Genomic DNA, 20,209 nt, shown 5'->3' with positions numbered 1-20,209 from the left:
ATGTCCGGTGATCCGCGTTTTCAAGAGTTTTCCGGTTCGCGGTTCGGCCAGGCAGGCCGCGGATGATTTGATGCAAGAGGTAAGGGCGCAATATGAGCGGCGTGAATGAAATCCGGTCGACGTTCCTCGACTACTTCAAGAAGAACGGCCATGAGGTCGTATCGTCGAGCCCGCTGGTTCCGCGCAACGATCCGACGCTGATGTTTACCAATGCCGGCATGGTACAGTTCAAGAACGTTTTTACCGGACTGGAGCAGCGTCCCTATTCGACGGCTGCGACCGCGCAGAAATGCGTGCGCGCCGGCGGCAAGCACAACGACCTCGACAATGTCGGCTACACCGCCCGCCACCACACCTTCTTCGAGATGCTGGGTAACTTTTCCTTCGGCGATTATTTCAAGGAACGGGCGATCGAGCTTGCCTGGAACCTGATCACCAAGGATTTCGGCATCGACGCCAAGCGCCTGTTGGTCACGGTCTATCACACCGACGACGAGGCCTTTGGCCTGTGGAAGAAGATCGCCGGCCTTTCCGACGACCGGATCATCCGTATCCCGACCAGCGACAATTTCTGGGCGATGGGCGATACCGGCCCCTGCGGCCCGTGCTCGGAAATCTTCTACGATCACGGCGATCATATCTGGGGTGGCCCTCCAGGCTCGAAGGACGAGGATGGCGACCGGTTCATCGAAATCTGGAACCTCGTCTTCATGCAGTACGAGCAGGTGACGAAGGAAGAGCGCGTCGATCTCCCGCGTCCGTCGATCGATACAGGCATGGGCCTCGAGCGCGTCGCAGCACTGCTGCAGGGTAAGCACGACAACTATGACATCGACCTGTTCCGCGCGCTGATCGCAGCCTCCGAGGAGGCGACCGGCGTCAAGGCCGAAGGCGACCGCCGCGCCAGCCACCGCGTCATTGCCGACCATCTGCGTGCCTCTGCCTTCCTGATCGCCGATGGTGTCCTGCCGTCGAACGAAGGTCGCGGCTACGTGCTTCGCCGCATCATGCGTCGCGCCATGCGTCATGCGCAGCTGCTTGGCGCCCGCGATCCGTTGATGTGGAGGCTCTTGCCGGCGCTGGTCGGCCAGATGGGCCGCGCCTATCCCGAGTTGATCCGGGCCGAAGCGCTGATTTCCGAAACGCTGAAACTGGAGGAGACCCGGTTCCGCAAGACGCTCGAACGCGGCCTCAGTCTGTTGTCCGATGCAACGACGGATCTCGTCGAAGGCGATCAGCTGAACGGCGATACCGCCTTCAAGCTCCATGACACCTTCGGTTTTCCGCTCGATCTGACGCAGGATGCCTTGCGCGCCCGCGGCATCGGCGTCGATACGGATGCCTTCACCGCCGCCATGCAACGCCAGAAGGCAGAGGCCCGTGCGTCCTGGTCCGGCTCCGGCGACAAGGCAACGGAAACCGTCTGGTACGAGCTGAAGGAAAAGCTCGGCGCCACCGAATTCCTTGGCTACGACACCGAGGCCGCCGAAGGTGTGGTCCAGGCGATCGTGCGTGACGGTAAGGCGATCGAATCGGCTTCAAAGGGCGACACTGTCCAGCTCGTGCTCAACCAGACGCCGTTCTACGGCGAATCCGGCGGCCAGATGGGCGATACCGGCGTCATCTCGACCGATCATGCCAAGCTGACGGTGACCGACGTGCAGAAGCGCGGCGAGGGCCTGTTCGTGCACTCCTGCGTCGTCAACGACGGCACGGTCAAGGTTGGCGATACGGCGGCACTCAGCGTCGATCACGCGCGCCGCTCGCGCCTGCGTGCCAACCACTCGGCGACCCATCTTCTCCATGAGGCGCTTCGTGAAGTGCTTGGCACCCATGTCGCCCAGAAGGGCTCGCTGGTCGCGCCCGAGCGCCTGCGCTTCGACGTCTCGCATCCGAAGCCGATGTCGGCGGAAGAGCTGAAGATCGTCGAGGACATGGCCAACGAGATCATCGTGCAGAACACGCCGGTGACGACGCGGCTGATGAGCGTCGATGACGCGATCGCCGAGGGTGCGATGGCGCTGTTCGGCGAGAAATACGGCGACGAGGTGCGCGTCGTTTCGATGGGGCAGGGCATCCGCGGCTCGAAGGCCAACCGGCCCTATTCGGTCGAGCTGTGCGGCGGCACCCATGTCGGCGCAACCGGCGAAATCGGCCTCGTGCGGATCGTCGGCGAAAGCGCTGTCAGCGCCGGCGTTCGCCGTCTCGAAGCTCTCACCGGCGTATCGGCACTGGCTTACCTCAACGAGCAGGACGAGCGGGTCAAGACGCTGGCCACAACGCTCAAGGTCCAGCCGGCCGACGTGCTGACGCGTGTCGAAGCGCTGATGGACGAGCGCCGCAAGCTGGAGCGCGAGCTAAACGACGCCAAGAAGAAACTGGCGCTGGGCGGCGGCGAAGCCGGCGGCTCCGCCGATCAGGCGCAGGAGATTGCCGGGATCAAGTTCCTCGGCAAGGTCGTCACCGGCGTTGATCCGAAAGATCTGAAAAGCCTTGCCGATGACGGCAAGAAGAGCCTTGGCTCGGGCATCGTCACCTTCATCGGCGTGTCCGAAGACGGTAAAGCGAGCGCCGTGGTCGCCGTCACCGACGATCTGACGTCGCGGTTCAGCGCCGTCGATCTGGTCCGCATCGCGTCTGCCGCGCTCGGCGGCAAGGGCGGCGGCGGCCGCGCCGACATGGCCCAGGCCGGCGGTCCGGATGGTACCAAAGCTAAAGATGCAATAGAAGCCGTCGGCGCGGCGCTGGCCGGATAATCCGGCTTTCTATTCATTGCTTATCATTGAAAAGCCGGGCTGGAAGGCCCGGTTTTTCTTTGGCCAATCCCTTTCTCCCGTGTTCAAATCGGCCGACGCCAACTCCGCAGGATTTGTCAAATCCAATTGTGGTTCTGTCCGGTTGTTCGGCTTGTATGAGGATCGGCATGAGGGAAGACGGCATCTGGGCGGTATACGAGCAGCGTCTGCGGCGCGTAGCAGCCTATATCCACGATCATCTGGACGAGGAGCTTGATCTTGACCGGCTCTCCGACATCGCCTGCCTGTCGCCGCATCACTGGCACCGGATCTACCGGGCGGTGCACGGCGAGACGCTGGCGGCGACCGTCAAGCGGCTGAGGCTGCACCGGGCGGCGGGTGATCTGGTGCGCACCGACCTTTCTGTCGAGGAAATCGCAAGACGGACCGGCTACCCCAATCTTCAATCCTTCAACCGGATTTTCAAATCGGTGTTCGGCATGCCGCCGGCCCGCTATCGGAGAGAGGGCAGCCATACGGTCTTTCAATCGATAAACGGCAAAGGATTTGGCGAAATGTACGATGTGACAATGAAAACCATTGCCCCGCGCGAACTGGTCGGGGTCAGCCATACCGGCTCCTATATGGGGATCGGCCGGGCTTTCGAGACGTTGGGAGGCACGCTCCAGGCGCGTCGTCTCTATAAGCCTGAAATGAAGATGGTCGGCGTCTATCTCGATGATCCGGATCTTGTGCCGGAAGACAAGCTGCGCTCGTTCGCCTGCGTGACGGAGGGCAAAGATGTCCCGGCGGAGGCGCCGCTGGTCCACCGGCATCTGGATGGCGGCGAGTATGCGGTTCTGCGGCACAAGGGACCTTATGCCGATATGCACAAGGCCTATCAATGGCTCTACGGCCAATGGCTGCCGCAGTCGGGCCGGGAGGTGCGCGACACCGTGATGTTCGAGGAATATGTCAACAATCCGCGTGACGCTGCGCCGACGGAGCTGCTGACGGACATTTATTTGCCGCTGAAATAGCAGATACTGGCGCATCCGGCATGACCAGAAAGCCGGGTGCGTCGCCATCGTAAGCCGGCTAACGATATGCTGGATTTACGCTGATAACTCAAGACAACTGTCTGAAGACGCCCCAGTACGTGAGGCCTTCCAGCACGCCGTCCGCGATGAGGCCTTCGGCGCAATAGATATCCGGCCGGTCCCTGGCGATGGCTTTCAGTTCCGGCAGGGCATTGCCGACAACGATGCCGCGCACGCCGGGCAGTTCGAACATGCTTCGGTCGTTGCCCGTATCCCCGGCCACCACGACATCGTCGTGCGAGAGGCCAAGCTGACGGCATAACCAGGAGAGGGCCGCCCCTTTGTCGACGCCATCCGGCAGGATGTCGAGATCGCGGTTGCTGGAATAGACCAGACGGGCGGCAATGCCGGCGCTTGCCAGCCTTCCCTCGATGGCCGCCAGCATCGCGGCATCGGCGTCGCGCAGGTACCAGCTGGATTTCTGCGCGTGCTGATAGGCGTCCGGCTGCACCGTGACCTCCGGGATGTCGGAAAGCGCTTTGGCAATCCGTTCGCGATCGAAACCGGAGCCCATCGAGCGGGAATAGAGCTCCGCGTGGGACGGCTCCTTCTGGTGGTGGAGCATCGTGCCGACGCCGCCGATATAGACATCCGGCTTCGGCAGCGCCGTGGTCGGAATGAATGTTTGCTGGTCTTCGATCAGCCGGCCGCTGTTCAGCACAAGCAACGGTCGGTCTTCTTCAGGCAGGCTCTGCCAGGCGTCACGAAAGCGCGCTTCCGCGTCGCTGTTGCCGGCCAGCGTGCCGTCGATATCGCTGCAGAAGATCCGAACGCGCCTCAATCTCCGTCCGTCCATGGCTCCGCCCATTCGTTGTCGTCGATCGCCTGCGGCATCGGCCGCCCCTCGACGACGCCGATCAGCTGCTGGGCGATGCCGGTCCAGGTGAACAGGCTGCGCGCCTTGTGGGCGCCCATGCGCGACAGGCGGCCATAGAGCCGTTCGTGTTTCAACGGCTTCATCATTGTGATGCCGAGATCATACTTGTCGAAAGGATCGGCAAACAGCGCGTGGCGTCCGTAGCTGACGGCACGGAACAGCCCGCCGTGAATGGTGATGATGGTGGGGGTGCCGCTGGCCATGGCTTCGATCGCCGTCATGCCGAACGGTTCGTAGCGGCTCGACAGCACGAAGATATCGGCGGCACGGTAAAAATCGGGCAGATCGTCGTCGGCCACGAAGCCCGAAAAGACCACCTTGTCGTCGAGCCCGAGCGCGGCGACACGTTGTTTCAGCTCAGTGAGAATGCCCGCCTCCTGCGGGTCCATGTTTTCGCCGCCGACGGCCAGATGCAGCCGCGCCTCCGGCTCGCGTTCGGCAAGAACCGAAAAGCCGTCGATCAGGAGGTCATAACCCTTGTTGGTGGCAAGCCGTCCCATGGCCATCACCACCTTGCCTTCGAAACCGAAGCGCTGGCGGGCCATGTCGCGTGTTGCCCTGGAAACCGGGAAAAAGCGGTTGTCGTCATAGCCCGGCGGGATCATGTGCACCCGGTCGCGCGGCAGATTGTAGTCATCGACGAGCATTTCCACCTGGATCGGTGTGGTGGCGATCACCATGCTGCAGGAGCGATAGACGATCAGCTCGTGCTTGATGCGTTCGGAAAAATTGAATTCCTTGTCGAACTCGGCCGCCTTGTCCGGGTAATCCGTCTCCATCTGCCGCTTCTTCCACAGGCCGAGCGAATGCGGCGTGTGGATATGCGTGACGCCAAGGGCTTCGGACATGCGCTGTCCGGCAATGCCGGCATCCCAGTAGTGGCTGTTGATCAGCGTATAGGTGAAATTGTTCTTGCGAACGAAACGGACGGCATTTTCGCACCATTCCATCAGATGCCTGTAGAGATATTCCTTCGGAATGAAGTCATTGCCGCCGCACGGGATGCGGATGACGCGGACGCGGTCGTCGACTTCGTCGAACTCCGGCTGATCCTCGAAACGGCGGGTATAGATATCGACCTGATGGCCGAGCAGCGCCAGCTTGCGGGCAAGCTCGATGACGTAGACCACCTGGCCGCCGGTATCGGCGGCGCCAAGCGGCGGTTCCGCGGCGACGTATCCATGGGTGGAGACGAGGGCGATACGGGGAAGGTGCGAATGGGTCTTCTCAGTGGGAACTGTCATATATCAAGGGTCACGATCTTTTTGGGAGGTGAAACATGCCTCGGCATGCAGACGGGTTCACATCGCGAACGACCGGGAGCGGAAAAGGTTCCAATAAAAAAACCCGGCACGAAGGCCGGGTTTCAGTCGTCAGAAGGCATTGCGCTCTCAGGCAGCCATCGCCTTGCGCAGGTTCTCGTCGATCTTGTCGAGGAAACCGGTGGTGGAGAGCCATGGCTGGTCCGGGCCGATGAGGAGCGCCAGATCCTTGGTCATGAAGCCAGCTTCGACGGTATCGACGCAGACCTTTTCCAAGGTGTCGGCGAACTTCGCCAGTTCTGCGTTGTCGTCCAGCTTGGCGCGGTGGGCAAGGCCACGGGTCCAGGCGAAGATCGAGGCGATAGAATTGGTCGAGGTTTCCTCGCCCTTCTGGTGCTGGCGGTAGTGACGCGTCACCGTGCCGTGAGCGGCTTCGGCTTCCACCGTCTGGCCGTCCGGTGTCATCAGAACCGAGGTCATCAGGCCGAGCGAGCCGAAGCCCTGCGCGACGATGTCGGACTGGACGTCGCCGTCGTAGTTCTTGCAGGCCCAGACATAGCCGCCGGACCATTTCAGTGCCGAAGCGACCATGTCGTCGATCAGGCGGTGTTCGTACCAGAGCTTGGCTGCCTTGAACTTATCGGCGAACTCTTCATCGAACACCTTCTGGAAGATATCCTTGAAACGGCCGTCATAGACCTTGAGGATGGTGTTCTTGGTGGAGAGGTAGACCGGAACGTTGCGCTGCAGGCCGTAGTTCAGCGAGGCGCGGGCGAAATCGGTGATCGATTCGTCGAGGTTGTACATGCCCATGGCAACGCCGGCCGCCGGTGCGTCATAGACTTCGTGTTCGATTTCCGTGCCGTCCTCGCCGACGAACTTCATCGTCAGTTTGCCCTTGCCGGGGAACTTGAAATCGGTGGCACGGTACTGGTCGCCGAAGGCGTGACGGCCGACGATGATCGGCTTGGTCCAGCCGGGAACGAGACGCGGCACGTTCTTGCAGATGATCGGCTCGCGGAAGATGACGCCGCCGAGAATATTGCGGATGGTGCCGTTCGGCGACTTCCACATCTTCTTCAGGCCGAATTCCTCGACGCGCTGCTCGTCCGGGGTGATCGTCGCGCATTTGACGCCGACGCCGTGCTTCTTGATGGCGTTGGCGGAATCGATCGTCACCTGATCGTTGGTCGCATCGCGATTTTCCATGCCAAGGTCGTAATATTCCAGATCGATATCCAGATAGGGATGGATCAGCTTTTCCTTGATGAACTGCCAGATGATGCGGGTCATTTCATCGCCGTCGAGTTCGACGACCGGATTGGCGACCTTGATCTTTGTCATGTTGCAAACCTCTGCATGGGGTTGGACGAAAAACGGGGTTGGGCCCCTATAGCATCCAGTTCCCGACAGGCAAAGTCATACAGTGCACGAATCGGCAAGGGTTTTCGATGTCTGAGGGGAACCCGCCTGGATGCACCCTTATGCAGGGTCATTCCGGTCTCGCCTGTCGCCGTGAAAATGGCTATGAGGTACCATCCTTGCCGCCGAAGTGGCCGGCGGGTGTCTTAAATTTTGGAGATGACCGATGAAACGGTTGCTGTTGGTGCTTCTTGCCTGTTGTGCTTTCTCCACCGTGCAGGCGTCCGATCCGGCGGCGCCGGTCAACGAGATCATGCAGGAGGCGGTCAAGGGCTGGGCCGAGGATGCGCAGCCCGGCGAAGACTATTTCTCGGAAGCTCGCCTTGGCCGCATCTACAGCCAGGAGTTTGCAAGGACCTATCACGCGGCGGCAAAGTTCCCGGCCTATGACGGAGGCGATTCGCCGTTCGACTATGATGTGATCGTCAGCGGCCAGGACGGTTGTTCGATCAAGGACCTCTCCATTGCCGCAGGTCCGGAGACGGACGGCAAGAGCGATGTGAAAGTCACCTTCGACAACACCCATTGTTTTGGCGAGCGCGCTGCCGACTGGAAGCCGAGCGAGTTGCATTTCCTGGTGATCGAGGAGGGTGGTCATCCCGTCATCGACGATATCGTCCGGACGGGGGAGGCGGGCTCGCTCAAGGTGGAACTGCAGGGCATTGCCAGCCAAGACAAGCAAGCCGAGTAGGCATTTTTTCAACTGCCTCCTGTTGCGGTGAGGCAAACGCGGGAGCGCCGGATGAAGATGAAAGCGGCATGCATGGCATTGATTATGTCGGCGGGGCCGGCTCTTGCCGATGGGCGCGAGCAACTGGTGCGCAGCTATGTGGATCGGATCGTCGTCAATTCGCTGGACGAACCGGATCGCCATCAGGCCTATTTCACCGAAAGCCAATTGCTCAACGACTTCAGCGGCGATTTCGTCGATGCCTATGCTGACGCGCTGAAGGCATCCCGCAAGCGGGGCGATCCGATTGTATTCGAGACCGATCCTATGACGGGAGATTCAAACAGATGTCCCATCGGCAAGACCGGGGTTATCGACCGAACGCGCAGCGATACGCCCGACATGCTCGATGTGACAATGGATCTGCCGTCCTGCGACGGTGACCCCGCGCGTTCCATCCGCCTGATGTTCGTCCTTGAAAAAGACGGATCGCATCGGATCGACGATGTGCGGCGCTTCATGGGGGAGGGAAACTGGTTTTCGCTGAAGGCGTGGCTGGAGCGGCAGGTACGGCCCTGACGCAGCCCTGTCATCATCCTTTTTGATTTTCTCGCTGCTTTGTGCGAGTGAGGCGCCCTAATCTGCGGGAAGGCAATGGAATGGCAGGGACGAACAGCGAGCGCGTACTTCTGACGGAAGGACCGGCAATCATTCTGGTGCATCCACAGCTTGGCGAGAACATCGGCATGGTGGCGCGCGCCATGGCCAATTTCGGTCTTTCCGAACTGCGCCTCGTCAGCCCGCGCGACGGCTGGCCGAGCGAAAAGGCCCGTTCGGCGGCAAGCCGCGCCGATCACGTCATCGACGCCGCAAAGGTCTACGACACGCTGCCGGAAGCGATTGCCGACCTCAATTTCGTCTATGCGACCACCGCGCGCGACCGTTACGGCTACAAGCCGGTGCGCTCGCCGCTGATCGCCGCCGAAACGCTGCGCAACCGCTTCAACATGGGCGAGGCGACCGGCATCCTGTTCGGGCGCGAACGTACGGGGCTGACCAACGAGGAAGTGGCGCTCGCCGACGAGATCGTCACCTTCCCGGTCAACCCGGCCTTTGCCTCGCTCAATCTGGCGCAAGCGGTTCTGCTGATGTCCTATGAATGGCTGAAGACCAGCATGGAATCGCGGGAGGAAACCTCGTTTCAGGCGCTGTCGCAGAATCCGGCGACGAAGGATCAGCTGCAGGGGTTGTTCGATCATGTGGAGGAGGCGCTGGACGCGCGCGGCTACTTCCGCCCCGTCGCCAAAAAGCCGAAATTGATCGACAACTTGCGCGCAGTCCTGACCCGCCCCGGCTTTACCGAATCCGAAATCCGGCTGGTGCGCGGCATCATCTCATCGCTCGATCGTTTCACCCGCGAGGCGCCGCGCGGTGCCGGAGCGCCGGAAAACTCGCGCGCGAAAAAGGCAGATGACGCCGGTGACGACACCTGAGCTGAAACCCATCCTCGTCTTCGATAGCGGCATCGGTGGCCTCACCGTGCTGCGCGAAGCCCGCGTGCTGATGCCGGAGCGGCATTTCATCTATGTCGCCGACGATGCGGGCTTCCCCTATGGGGGCTGGGAAGAGGAAGCTCTGAAAGAGCGCATCATCTCGTTGTTTGCCAAGCTGCTGGCAGAGCATGCCCCGGAAATCTGCGTTATTGCCTGCAATACAGCCTTCACGCTGGTCGGAGCCGATCTGCGTGCGGCGTTTCCGGACATGCGCTTTGTCGGCACCGTGCCGGCGATCAAACCGGCGGCGGAACGGACTCGCTCGGGGCTTGTCTCGGTGCTGGCGACGCCCGGCACCGTCAAGCGCGCCTATACCCGCGATCTCATCCAGTCCTTCGCCTCGCAATGCCATGTCCGTCTCGTCGGCTCGGAAAACCTGGCCCGCATGGCGGAGGCCTATATTCGCGGCGAGCCGATCGATGACGCGGCGGTTCTCTCCGAGATCGAGCAGTGTTTCGTCGAGAAGGATGGCCGCAAGACCGATATCGTCGTGCTTGCCTGCACCCATTATCCCTTCATGGCCAATGTCTTTCGCCGCCTGGCACCCTGGCCGGTCGACTGGCTCGATCCGGCGGAAGCCATTGCCCGGCGGGCGCGCAGCCTTGTGCCGCTGCCGGATGGTTTCGAGCCGCTGAACGGCGTCGATCCTGCCATCTTCACGTCGGGACGCCCGGACTTTACCACGCGGCGGTTGATGCAGGGTTTCGGGCTGACGGTCAGTTAAAGCTGTCTTCCGGGACCCCGCGAGGCGGTTCATTGGAAATGTTTGGCGCGATGCAAATCTCCTTCAATATGACAGCGAGATCGCTAAATTCCGTTTCTGCAATTTAAGCAACACCAGAGTCGGGTCAATTATCGTAGACATGAAACTATCGAAGCGTCTTCTGTTGAAAGGGGCCTGTTGCGGCGCCTTGACGGGCCTTGCCGCGACTGCGGCATCGACGGGCTTTGCCTCGTCCGCGGCGGCCCAGACGGCACACACTGCGGTGCCCACCGGTCTTTCGCCGGACGAGGCGCTGGCCCTGCTCAAAAGGCAATGAGGACTTCGTTGCCGACAGGGCTCCGGTTCTGCACATCGACCGCAAGCGGCGGCTGGAGATTGCCGAGACGTAACACCCGTTTGCCGTTCTGGTCGGTTGCTCGGACTCGCGGGTTTCTCCAGAGTTGCTGTTCGGTCGTGGCCTTGGCGATCTCTTCATCGTCCGTGTGGCTGGCAACACCGTCGACCTGACAGGGCTTGGCAGCATCGAGTATGCCGTCGACCATCTCGGCGTGCCGCTGATCGTCGTTCTCGGCCGTGAACGCTGCGGGGCGGTAAGTGCTGCGATTAGCCTCGTCAAGGAACATGTCAGTTATGACAGTGCGATCGAGGCGATGGTGGCACCGATCCTCCCGGCCGTGCTGAAGGCGGAGACGATGGATGGCGACCTGCTGGACAACTCCGTCCGGGAAAATATTTCCAACGTCGTGTCCCGCTTGAAGGCCACCGGTGGTGCCATCGGCGAAAAGCTGGAAGCAGGAGTGCTGAAGATCGTCGGTGCACGCTACGATCTCGACGAAGGCAAAGTCGAGTTCATCGCCTGACCGGAATTTTGGCGGTTTGATGCAGGAATTCAAAGGGGTGGCGGCAAAACCGTGTTTGTGCCGCCACCTTTTCATCCTCCGGTGATGTGCACGCTGCAATTCTGTAGGTTACGACCGAACCTGCGGGTAAAATCAGAGGACGGATGATAAACCTCCGCGACTGGCGAGGCTTTGCGTCGAAATCCGGCATGCGCCGACAGCTTGCAATCGCCAGCCGTATCCGCCAGCGTCGCGTTTCCTGCGTGCTTTCTCTGGAGGGGCTGGATATCGTACCCCAGAGCCTTGCAGCACACCCAGCCCTATCAATGGCTGTTTTCGACATCGGAAAATATACCAATGAGATTGCGCTTCCAAGCCGGGCGAAAATTCATGCCAGATTCGAATTTCAATGACTCTACACAAAGCGAAACACGCAACGAGGAGGCCAGATAGTGACAAGCTGGATCTGGACCATACCTAGTGATAAGACCCGTCTTCCGTATGCTGAATTTGACTACCTAAACTCGACGATACAATCTTATCAGATCGTTTCCATGGGTGAAATAACATGGAAGTCACTTTCCGATATTGTGGTCCTCATGCCAAGAATATTGTCCCGCAGACTGTCGGGATTGAATTACATCCCTAACCATCATCAGTGCCCATTGGTGGATGATCTATTGGCGCAATTGATTGTTGATTTTGCGGGGGATGAGGTGCAGGTATTGCCTGTGACGCTGAAAACGAGGGACGCGGAAATATTACGGTATTCTTTCGCTCGGCCGAAGGTTGCATTGCCTTGCACCGACCTCGACGCCTCAATCATCGATGATTGGATCGTCCCCGGCGAGTCGATCATGGACGCCCGCCATCTGGTCTTCAAACCGGATTGCCTTGGCGACAAGCATTTCGCACGCGACACGTATACCTCCCATATTGTGGTGTCAGACATGCTGAAGGACGCTCTTATGGCAACAGGGGCAAAAGGCCTGACGTTCTGCCTGCCGGAAGACATGTGGAATATTTTCCGGGATAGGGATTAGGTTCGCAACAAGCTTGTGGTTAACCGGCGGCTTTTCCGCACATGATGAAAACACCATGGTAAAGATGACCGGTTGTTCCGTGGCGGCGGGCGAATCGGATTTGAGAACACGAGGAATAAGATGAAAGTCGGCATCGACATGGGGACGGCGTCCGATGGCGCATCCGTTCCGCTCGATATCGAGGAGCTTCTGGCGACGCGTCTGCTGGTGCAGGGCAATTCCGGCTCTGGTAAATCGCATCTCCTGCGCCGATTGCTGGAACAGTCCGCCCCGTGGGTGCAGCAATGCATCATCGATCCGGAAGGCGATTTCGTTACGCTCGCCGACAAGTTCGGTCATGTAGTGATCGAGGGCGAGCGCACGGAATCCGAGTTGATTGGCATCGCCAGCCGTATCCGCCAGCATCGCGTCTCCTGCGTGCTTTCGCTGGAAGGGCTGGATATCGAGCAGCAGATGCGCAGCGCCGGTATCTTTCTCAATGCGATGTTCGACGCCGATCGCGACTATTGGTATCCCGTCCTGGTGGTGGTCGATGAGGCGCAGATGTTTGCGCCCTCGGTTGCCGGTGACGTCTCGGAAGAGGCGCGAAAAATTTCTCTGGGCGCCATGACAAACCTGATGTGCCGTGGCCGTAAACGCGGCCTTGCCGGTGTCATCGCCACGCAGCGGCTGGCCAAGCTTGCCAAGAACGTTGCCGCCGAAGCCTCCAATTTTCTGATGGGGCGCACCTTTCTCGATATCGACATGGCGCGCGCCGCCGATCTGCTCGGCATGGATCGCCGCACGGCCGAGATGTTCCGCGACCTGAAGCGCGGCTCGTTCGTGGCGCTCGGTCCGGCACTGTCGCGCCGGCCGCTGCCGGTGACGATCGGCAATGTCGAGACGTCCGCCCGCTCGACCAGCCCGAAGCTGACGCCGCTTCCGGAAGCGGTCGCCGATGTCGAAGATCTGATCTTCACGCCGGATCCGGACGAGTTGATCCGGCCGATTGTCCGCCGTCCGAGCGCACAGCCGCGCCCGGCGACCGATATTCTCGCCGAACTGTCCCGGCCGCGTCCGGAGCCGATCGGGCTTGCGGAACCGAAGGCTCCAGTGCCGGAAATGCCTGTTCTGGAGCGTGAGGCGCTGCTCGACGGACTGCTGGCGGAAATCCTCGACAATCCCGATGCAGCCTTTCGCGCCGATGCCGAACTGTTCCAGGATTTTCTCGTCCGCTGCCGCATTCGACGCGTGCCCGGCGCACCGCTGTCACTCAGCGCTTTTCGCCGAAAGATGGCAGTTGCCCGTTCCGGCGTCGATGCGGAAACGGCGGCGAGCGAAATCTGGGCTTCGGCGCTCAATCTGTCGCGTAACGTCACGGACGACCTGCAGGGTGTGTTCCTGCTGGTGGCGCAGTCTGCCGTTCGCAACCTGCCATGTCCTTCCGATGCGATGATCGCTCGGGCCTACGGCACCCATTCCGCCCGCCGCGCCCGCCGTCTGCTCGGCTATTTCGAAGAGCAGGGGCTGATCGTGGTTCACAGCGATCTTTCCGGCAAAAGGATCGTGGCGTTTCCGGACTTGCAGGTGGAAACCGCGCCGGGTGCAGCGGATGCGACTGAAATGCCGCTCACGACCAAGACGGCAGCAGAATAGGCGCCGCGCCTTGCGTGATAGTGTAGGATCCGTGGGGCGGTTATTCGTCTACCTGCCCGGGCTGGAGTTCGCTCACGGTTTGCAGATACTCATTTGAGTAATCGATCTCAATCTCTATCCATACGGGAAGGTGATCCGACATTTCGTGCGTCCGCCAGCCGGGATAGGTTCTCGCCCAATCGGAATAGGGCTGCCCAGTATCGGGTGCTTCGCGCGTGGCGGCGGCAATCGTCTCGTAGGCTGCCGCTTCGCTATCCGTAAACACGGCCTCCTGCCATCTGATCACCCCCTTGTTGAGCAGCCGGGTCTCCTTGGCCGGCCCGGTGAATGTGATCTGGTCGTAGTATTTGCCGCCGACGAGCGATGTGGCGCCAAGTTCCGGAATCAGGAAGCCGTTCCGTTTCAGTGCCGCCATGCCGGCATCGCTGAGCGTCTCGATGTTCATGTCGCCCAACATGATGTGAACCTCATCGGCGGTCGTGGCGCGTTGTTTGAGGATTGTGGCTATTGCGTTAATTTCATCCTCGCGCAGCGGGCGTCCCTCGGTCTCCTCGAAGACGATATGCGCGGAGCAAAGCGTGAACTTGAACCAGCCCGCCTGGAACGATGCAAAGAAGGGCGTTCGGCCGATCTGCTCGTCTCCCGGCAAAGTCCCTTTCTCAAAGACAAGTTCGCCGATCAAATTGCGGAAAAACACCCTGTTCCTGTTGTAGACGAACGCCATACGCTCATGGTTTCCCCGCCCGCCGCCCGAACTGTCATTGATGAAGTAGTCCCAGTTGCGGCCCAGAAGGCGCATCAACTTTTCCATCGCCTCGATATCCTTCACCTCCTGGATGGCGCAGATGTCGAAATGATCGATGATTTCGGCGATGTAGTGATAGCTTTCCGGCAGACGCTTTCTGCCGCCATCGAAATGTCTTATATTCCAGGATCCGACGATCAGAGAATTCGGCCGGCGTTTCGAGACGATCTGACCGTTTAGCAATGCACGCAAACGCAGCAATCTGTCCGCGACCCATCCGGCCTGACCCGGCTTTTCACGCCCGCGCGGGTAGGAGTTTTCGTTTCGCAATGTCTGATAGAAGGCCATTTACATTCTCCCCTAAAACGTCGAAAGCCTGTGGAAATGGTAAAACCTTGCTCCGAGAACCTATATCAAAAGTTGTGCGTCAGGAATGTTGCGTAAACTGATGGTGCTGCTGCGGACTAATTTGGCGTAAATTGGAATGTTCCGCGCAGTGCGCGCACAAAATGTTTGACTTTTCCGTGGTCAGCCACTAAAGCCGCCTCAACGCCGGGCCGAAATGCCCGGTGTTTTATTTGACATGTCCCGTGGCTTCTCCGTTAGCGTAATGCGAGAAACCTGTCAGAGCTTTCAAAAGAAGTTCAGAGGAGGGCGTGTTTCCTTGATCCGGTTTGGCAACAGACCGGTGTAACCTGTTGAAGGGAAATACGATGAGCAAGCGCGAATCGTCCAAGTATAAAATTGACCGCCGTATGGGCGAAAACATCTGGGGCCGTCCGAAGTCCCCGGTGAACCGTCGCGAATACGGTCCTGGCCAGCACGGCCAGCGTCGCAAGTCCAAGCTTTCCGACTTCGGCGTGCAGCTGCGCGCCAAGCAGAAGCTGAAGGGCTACTACGGCGACATCCGCGAAAAGCAGTTCCGTGCGATCTTCGCCGAAGCTGACCGTCGCAAGGGTGACACGTCCGAAAACCTGATCGGCCTGCTCGAATCGCGCCTCGACGCGATCGTCTACCGCGCCAAGTTCGTTCCGACGGTCTTTGCTGCCCGTCAGTTCGTCAACCATGGCCACGTCACGGTCAACGGTATTCGCGTCAACATCGGTTCGTACCGCTGCAAGGCTGGCGACGTCATCGAAGTTCGCGAAAAGTCCAAGCAGCTCGTTTCGGTTCTCGAAGCCGTTTCGCTCGCTGAACGCGACGTTCCGGACTATATCGAAGTCGATCACCACAAGATGGTTGCGACCTTTGCCCGCGTTCCGGCCCTGCTCGACGTTCCGTATCCGGTCATCATGGAACCGAACCTCGTCGTCGAATTCTATTCGCGATAATTTCTTAGAGGCTTGGCCTTGTGAAATTCGGAAAAGCCACTCAGAGATGGGTGGCTTTTTTGTTGCGCTGCACTCAAGCGGAGAATGACTGATGCCCGGCACGGAAACGTTGGATTTGCAGTCGATTGTCGATGATATTCACCGCGAACTGACCCCACGGCTCGGCGAGGGCAAGGTCGCTGACTATATCCCGCAGCTTGCCCGCGTCGATCCCAAGCGTTTCGGCATGGCGATCGTCACCGTCGAGGGCGATGTCCATATGGCCGGCGATGCGCAGGTGCCGTTTTCGATCCAGAGTATTTCCAAGGTTTTTACCCTGACGCTGGCGCTCGGCAAGCATGGCGAGAACATCTGGAAGCGCGTCGGCCGCGAGCCGTCCGGCTCCGCCTTCAACTCGATCGTCCAGCTCGAGCACGAACACGGCATCCCACGCAATCCCTTTATCAATGCAGGCGCCATCGCGATCACCGACCTCGTGCTGGCCGGTCATACGCCGAAGGAGGCGATCGGCGAAGTCGTCCGGTTCGTGCGTTATCTTGCCGATGAGGACGATATCGTCATCGACGCCGACGTCGCCCGTTCGGAAGCCGCAACCGGTTACCGTAACTTCGCGCTCGCCAATTTCATGCGCTCGTTTGGCAAGCTGGATCATCCCGTCGATCACGTCCTCGGCGTCTATTTTCACCAATGCGCTCTTGCGATGAATTGCGTCCAGCTGGCCAAGGCCGGGCTGTTTCTCGCAGCCTCCGGCACCAATCCGCTGACCAAGCATTCCGTCGTCTCGAAGCAGCGGGCGCGGCGTATCAATGCGCTGATGCTGACCTGCGGCCACTATGATGGCTCGGGCGATTTCGCCTATCGCGTTGGCCTGCCGGGCAAGAGCGGCGTCGGTGGCGGTATTCTTTGCGTGGCACCCGGCAAGGCATCCGTTGCCGTCTGGTCGCCCGGGCTCAATCACAACGGCAATTCGCTGCTTGGATCCCTGGCGCTGGAAATGCTCGCCAGCCGCACCGGATGGTCCGTGTTTGGCGCCTGAGCAGGCCGTTACCGAAGTTTCACACCCATCCGGGCGCATTTTCCTTGATCTTGCCGGCGGACACGGGCAAGTGCAGGGCATCGTATTTGCGCGCCGCTTTTGTGCCGTCGCGCCCTTTCATCCGGGACTTTGTCATGGATATTGCCATTCAATTGCCGACCAAAGTCGATCTCGAAGATCTCGCGCCGGATCAGGCCGGCGACGTCATGCATCCGATCTTCGCAAAGATGCCGTCATCCGTCTCGTTCAACAAGCTGCGCAAGCGGTTGCTGCGGCACGTGCGCCAGGCGATCGATGATTTCGGCATGCTGAAGGGCCAGAAGCGCTGGCTGATCGGCGTTTCCGGCGGCAAGGACAGCTACAGCCTCTTGGCCCTGCTGATGGACCTGCAATGGCGCGGCCTGCTGCCGGTCGAACTGGTTGCCTGCAACCTCGATCAGGGCCAGCCGAACTTCCCCAAGCATGTGCTTCCAGACTATCTGACGTCGATCGGTGTCAGGCACCGGATCGAATATCGCGACACCTATTCGATCGTGAAGGAAAAGGTCCCGGCAGGCGGCACCTATTGCGCGCTCTGTTCGCGCCTGCGTCGCGGCAATCTCTACCGGATCGCCCGCGAGGAAGGCTGCGACGCGCTGGTGCTTGGGCATCATCGCGAGGATATTCTCGAAACCTTCTTCATGAACTTCTTCCATGGCGGCAGGCTGGCGACAATGCCGGCAAAGCTTCTGAACGACGAAGGCGATCTGATGGTGCTGCGGCCGCTGGCCTATGCGGCCGAAGACGATCTGGCGAAATTCGCCGCTGCCATGGAGTTTCCCATCATCCCCTGCGACCTCTGCGGCTCGCAGGACGGGCTTGAGCGCAATGCCATGAAGGCGATGCTGTCGGATATCGAGCGCCGGATGCCGGGCCGCAAGGACACGATGCTGCGGGCGCTCGGCCACGTCAATCCGTCGCATCTGCTCGACCCGAAACTGTTCGATTTCCAATCTCTCTTCGCGGAGCCCAAAGCATGACATCTGCCATCGATATCGCCGCCGTCGCCAATATCCTGCAGGAGGCTGCCTTCAAGGAAATCCTGCCGAAGTTCCGCAATCTTGGCGCCGGCGACGTGCGGATGAAGTCGGAAGCGATCGATCTGGTCACCGAGGCGGATGAAGCCGCCGAACGGCTGATCAAGGCGCGGATAGCGGAAATCGCGCCAGATGCGCTGTTCATCGGCGAAGAATCGGTTGCGGCCAACCCCGCGCTGCTCGACAGCCTCGCTGGAGCTGATCTTGCCGTCGTCGTCGATCCGATCGACGGCACGTTCAACTATGCGGCGGGCATGCCGCTGTTCGGCGTCATGGCCGCCGTGGTGTCAAAGGGCGAGACCGTCGCAGGCGTCATCTACGATCCGATGGGCAATGACTGGGTGATTGCCGAAAAAGGCTCCGGGGCCTGGCTCTGCAAGGCCGACGGATCGCAGGAACGGCTTGCCACGGTCCCGTCCGTATCGCTGGAAAGCCTTGTCGGCTGTGCTTCGACCGGATTCTATTCTCCGAAAAACCGCCGCATCGTCATGGGCAACATGGCCAAGGTGCGCATCGCCACCAGCTATCGCTGTGCGGCCCATGAATACCGCGCCTTTGCCGGCGGGCATTTCCACTTCCTGATGTACCAGAAGCTGATGCCCTGGGATCATCTCGCCGGTACGCTGATCGCCCAGGAAGCCGGTGCCTATGCCGCCCGGTTCGACGGTTCTCCGTATCTCCCGCATCATGTCGATGGCGGTCTGCTGCTGGCGCCCGACAAGGATTGCTGGGAAATACTGCGGCGTGAGGTGTTTACCGTCTGACGTCACTGATATCGCATAGGAAAAGGCCCGCTCGGCGTTCACGGAGCGGGCCTTTTCATTTCGGGGTTTCAGCGGACTACATATGCCCTCCGCCCGCTTCAAGCTTGGCGGTATCGTCGCCCGGGTGGGTGAAGAGCTTGCCTCTCTCCGCCCAGAGTACAGCGAGGATAGTCACTGCACCAAAAGCGGTGAAGCCGGCGAACAGCGGCTGGACCGTGCCGTTGAACATCTGCCCGACCGTGCCGCCGATCAATGCGCCGCCGGTGGTGGAGACAAAGCCGGTGATGGCGGTCGCGGTGCCCGCCAGATGCCCCATCGGCTCGAGGCTGATGGCGGTGAAGTTGGTGGCGATCACCGCGAACATCATCAGCAGAACGGAGAACAGCAGATAGGCAAGCAGGAAGTCCGGCTTGCCACCGAGCGAAATCAGCAGGCCGACGCCGGAGAGCAGCGTGAACAGGATCATCGCCACATGCGAGATGCGCCGCATGCCGAAGCTGCGGACAAAATAGCCGTTGGCGAAATTGGCAACCGCGATGCCGCCGGCGGTTCCGGCAAAGGCGATCGGCAGCCAGTCGCCAAGGCCATAGACCTCGCCGAAGATCTGCTGGACGGTGACGATATAGGCGCAGATGACGGCGGTGAACAGCGTCAGGCCGATCATGTAGCCGCAGGTGACGCGATTGGTCAGAACGGTGCGGAAGCCCGAGACGACCGATGCCACGGACAGCGGCAGGCGTTCTTCCTTCGGCAGCGACTCCTGCAGGCGCATGGCGGCCCAGACAAAGAGGATGGCGCCGATGCAGCCGAGCAGGATGAAGATCCAGTGCCAGTTTGCGTAATAGATGATGGCCTGGCCAAGCGATGGGGCAACGATCGGCACGATCATGAAGACGATCATCACATAGGACATGACGCGGGCCATCTCGCGGCCGCCGAAACAGTCGCGCACGATTGCCATGGTGGTGATCCGGACTGCGGCCGCGCCGATACCCTGCACGAACCGCAGCAGCAGCAGCATTTCGAAGCTCTGCGTCAAGGCGGCGCCGAACATGGTGATGGTGAAGAAGGCGAGGCCGGCCAGCAGGATGTTGCGGCGTCCGAAGGTGTCGGACAGGCTGCCGAAGACGATCTGCGAGCAGCCGAAGCCGAGGAAGAACACGCCGATGACCAATTGCGTGTCGTTGGCATTGGCGACGTTGAGCGACTGGCCGATCGCGGGCAGGGCAGGCAGCATGATGTCGATGGCAACAGCAACGCTTGCGGTCATCAGGGCGATGGTGATGACGAACTCGAAAAAGCCGAGCCCTATTCGGCTGGAGCCGATATTTTCAATGTGTTCGGTGGTCGTGGGGGCGGACATGAAAGGAACCTATGAATGTCTTGGGAGGAGACGA

At 60.3% G+C, this 20,209-nt stretch carries 19 protein-coding genes; 14 read left to right on the top strand and 5 right to left on the bottom strand.

Features of this window, described 5'->3' with window-relative positions; genetic code table 11:
* Positions 1–92 precede the first annotated feature (92 nt).
* Together alaS and J2Z75_RS02470 are read left to right on the top strand one after the other, a co-directional pair.
* The gene (gene alaS / locus J2Z75_RS02475; protein WP_209847231.1) at positions 93–2,756 is read left to right on the top strand and encodes an alanine--tRNA ligase; all 2,664 of its coding nucleotides are present in this window, start codon (positions 93–95) and stop codon (positions 2,754–2,756) included.
* 167 nt (positions 2,757–2,923) lie between these two features.
* On the top strand, positions 2,924–3,775 hold the full coding sequence (locus tag J2Z75_RS02470) for an AraC family transcriptional regulator (protein WP_209847229.1): 852 nt from the start codon (positions 2,924–2,926) through the stop codon (positions 3,773–3,775).
* A gap of 88 nt (positions 3,776–3,863) precedes the next feature.
* Here J2Z75_RS02470 and J2Z75_RS02465 read toward each other — a convergent pair whose 3' ends face one another.
* The 3 genes from J2Z75_RS02465 to J2Z75_RS02455 all read right to left on the bottom strand — a co-directional run bounded on the left by J2Z75_RS02465 (position 3,864) and on the right by J2Z75_RS02455 (position 7,318).
* Complete coding sequence (locus tag J2Z75_RS02465) at positions 3,864–4,616, bottom strand: HAD-IIB family hydrolase (RefSeq protein WP_234937094.1); 753 nt, start codon at positions 4,614–4,616, stop codon at positions 3,864–3,866.
* Positions 4,613–5,956: a glycosyltransferase family 4 protein gene (locus J2Z75_RS02460; RefSeq protein WP_209847225.1), complete on the bottom strand. Its 1,344-nt coding sequence runs from the start codon at positions 5,954–5,956 to the stop codon at positions 4,613–4,615. The genes J2Z75_RS02465 and J2Z75_RS02460 overlap by 4 nt, the downstream gene beginning before the upstream one ends.
* Before the next feature lie 147 nt (positions 5,957–6,103).
* Positions 6,104–7,318 carry an NADP-dependent isocitrate dehydrogenase gene (locus J2Z75_RS02455; protein WP_209847223.1) on the bottom strand — a complete coding sequence of 405 codons (1,215 nt, stop codon included), beginning with the start codon at positions 7,316–7,318 and terminating at the stop codon, positions 6,104–6,106.
* A 244-nt stretch (positions 7,319–7,562) separates the two neighbouring features.
* Here J2Z75_RS02455 and J2Z75_RS02450 point away from each other — a divergent pair, with 244 nt between their 5' ends.
* The 8 genes from J2Z75_RS02450 to J2Z75_RS02415 all read left to right on the top strand — a co-directional run bounded on the left by J2Z75_RS02450 (position 7,563) and on the right by J2Z75_RS02415 (position 13,860).
* On the top strand, positions 7,563–8,087 hold the full coding sequence (locus J2Z75_RS02450; RefSeq protein WP_209847220.1) for a hypothetical protein: 525 nt from the start codon (positions 7,563–7,565) through the stop codon (positions 8,085–8,087).
* A 72-nt stretch (positions 8,088–8,159) separates the two neighbouring features.
* Positions 8,160–8,645 carry a hypothetical protein gene (locus J2Z75_RS02445; RefSeq protein WP_209847218.1) on the top strand — a complete coding sequence of 162 codons (486 nt, stop codon included), beginning with the start codon at positions 8,160–8,162 and terminating at the stop codon, positions 8,643–8,645.
* Between the two features lie 80 nt (positions 8,646–8,725).
* Positions 8,726–9,559, top strand: a complete 834-nt coding sequence (locus J2Z75_RS02440; RefSeq protein WP_209847215.1) for an RNA methyltransferase — start codon at positions 8,726–8,728, stop codon at positions 9,557–9,559.
* On the top strand, positions 9,546–10,343 hold the full coding sequence (gene murI / locus J2Z75_RS02435; RefSeq protein ID WP_209847212.1) for a glutamate racemase: 798 nt from the start codon (positions 9,546–9,548) through the stop codon (positions 10,341–10,343). Before J2Z75_RS02440 ends, murI begins: the two co-directional genes overlap by 14 nt.
* 440 nt (positions 10,344–10,783) lie before the next feature.
* On the top strand, positions 10,784–11,203 hold the full coding sequence (locus J2Z75_RS02430; protein WP_234937092.1) for a carbonic anhydrase: 420 nt from the start codon (positions 10,784–10,786) through the stop codon (positions 11,201–11,203).
* A 188-nt stretch (positions 11,204–11,391) separates the two neighbouring features.
* Positions 11,392–11,595 (top strand): hypothetical protein, encoded by a 204-nt coding sequence (locus J2Z75_RS02425; protein ID WP_209847209.1) that lies wholly within the window; start codon positions 11,392–11,394, stop codon positions 11,593–11,595.
* Between the two features lie 39 nt (positions 11,596–11,634).
* Complete coding sequence (locus J2Z75_RS02420; RefSeq protein ID WP_209847206.1) at positions 11,635–12,225, top strand: imm11 family protein; 591 nt, start codon at positions 11,635–11,637, stop codon at positions 12,223–12,225.
* Between the two features lie 120 nt (positions 12,226–12,345).
* Positions 12,346–13,860 carry an ATP-binding protein gene (locus J2Z75_RS02415; RefSeq protein WP_209847203.1) on the top strand — a complete coding sequence of 505 codons (1,515 nt, stop codon included), beginning with the start codon at positions 12,346–12,348 and terminating at the stop codon, positions 13,858–13,860.
* Between the two features lie 40 nt (positions 13,861–13,900).
* Here the strand turns inward: J2Z75_RS02415 and J2Z75_RS02410 are convergent, their stop codons facing one another.
* Complete coding sequence (locus tag J2Z75_RS02410; protein ID WP_209847200.1) at positions 13,901–14,953, bottom strand: endonuclease/exonuclease/phosphatase family protein; 1,053 nt, start codon at positions 14,951–14,953, stop codon at positions 13,901–13,903.
* A 365-nt stretch (positions 14,954–15,318) separates the two neighbouring features.
* Between J2Z75_RS02410 and rpsD the strand changes: the two genes are divergently transcribed.
* The 4 genes from rpsD (at position 15,319) to J2Z75_RS02390 (ending at position 18,812) form a co-directional block, all read left to right on the top strand.
* Complete coding sequence (gene rpsD / locus J2Z75_RS02405) at positions 15,319–15,936, top strand: 30S ribosomal protein S4 (protein ID WP_209847197.1); 618 nt, start codon at positions 15,319–15,321, stop codon at positions 15,934–15,936.
* A gap of 91 nt (positions 15,937–16,027) precedes the next feature.
* Positions 16,028–16,972 (top strand): glutaminase, encoded by a 945-nt coding sequence (locus tag J2Z75_RS02400; protein WP_209847186.1) that lies wholly within the window; start codon positions 16,028–16,030, stop codon positions 16,970–16,972.
* 134 nt (positions 16,973–17,106) lie between these two features.
* Positions 17,107–17,991: a tRNA 2-thiocytidine(32) synthetase TtcA gene (gene ttcA / locus J2Z75_RS02395; RefSeq protein ID WP_209847183.1), complete on the top strand. Its 885-nt coding sequence runs from the start codon at positions 17,107–17,109 to the stop codon at positions 17,989–17,991.
* On the top strand, positions 17,988–18,812 hold the full coding sequence (locus J2Z75_RS02390) for an inositol monophosphatase family protein (RefSeq protein WP_209847179.1): 825 nt from the start codon (positions 17,988–17,990) through the stop codon (positions 18,810–18,812). The genes ttcA and J2Z75_RS02390 overlap by 4 nt, the downstream gene beginning before the upstream one ends.
* Positions 18,813–18,888: 76 nt before the next feature.
* Here the strand turns inward: J2Z75_RS02390 and J2Z75_RS02385 are convergent, their stop codons facing one another.
* Positions 18,889–20,175 carry a multidrug effflux MFS transporter gene (locus J2Z75_RS02385; RefSeq protein ID WP_209847176.1) on the bottom strand — a complete coding sequence of 429 codons (1,287 nt, stop codon included), beginning with the start codon at positions 20,173–20,175 and terminating at the stop codon, positions 18,889–18,891.
* Positions 20,176–20,209 lie beyond the last annotated feature (34 nt).

It is taken from the genome of Rhizobium herbae, from assembly GCF_017873135.1.
Lineage (GTDB): Bacteria > Pseudomonadota > Alphaproteobacteria > Rhizobiales > Rhizobiaceae > Pararhizobium > Pararhizobium herbae.
Note: the sequence above shows the minus strand (reverse complement) of the source record. Positions and strands in the feature narration are given on the sequence as shown.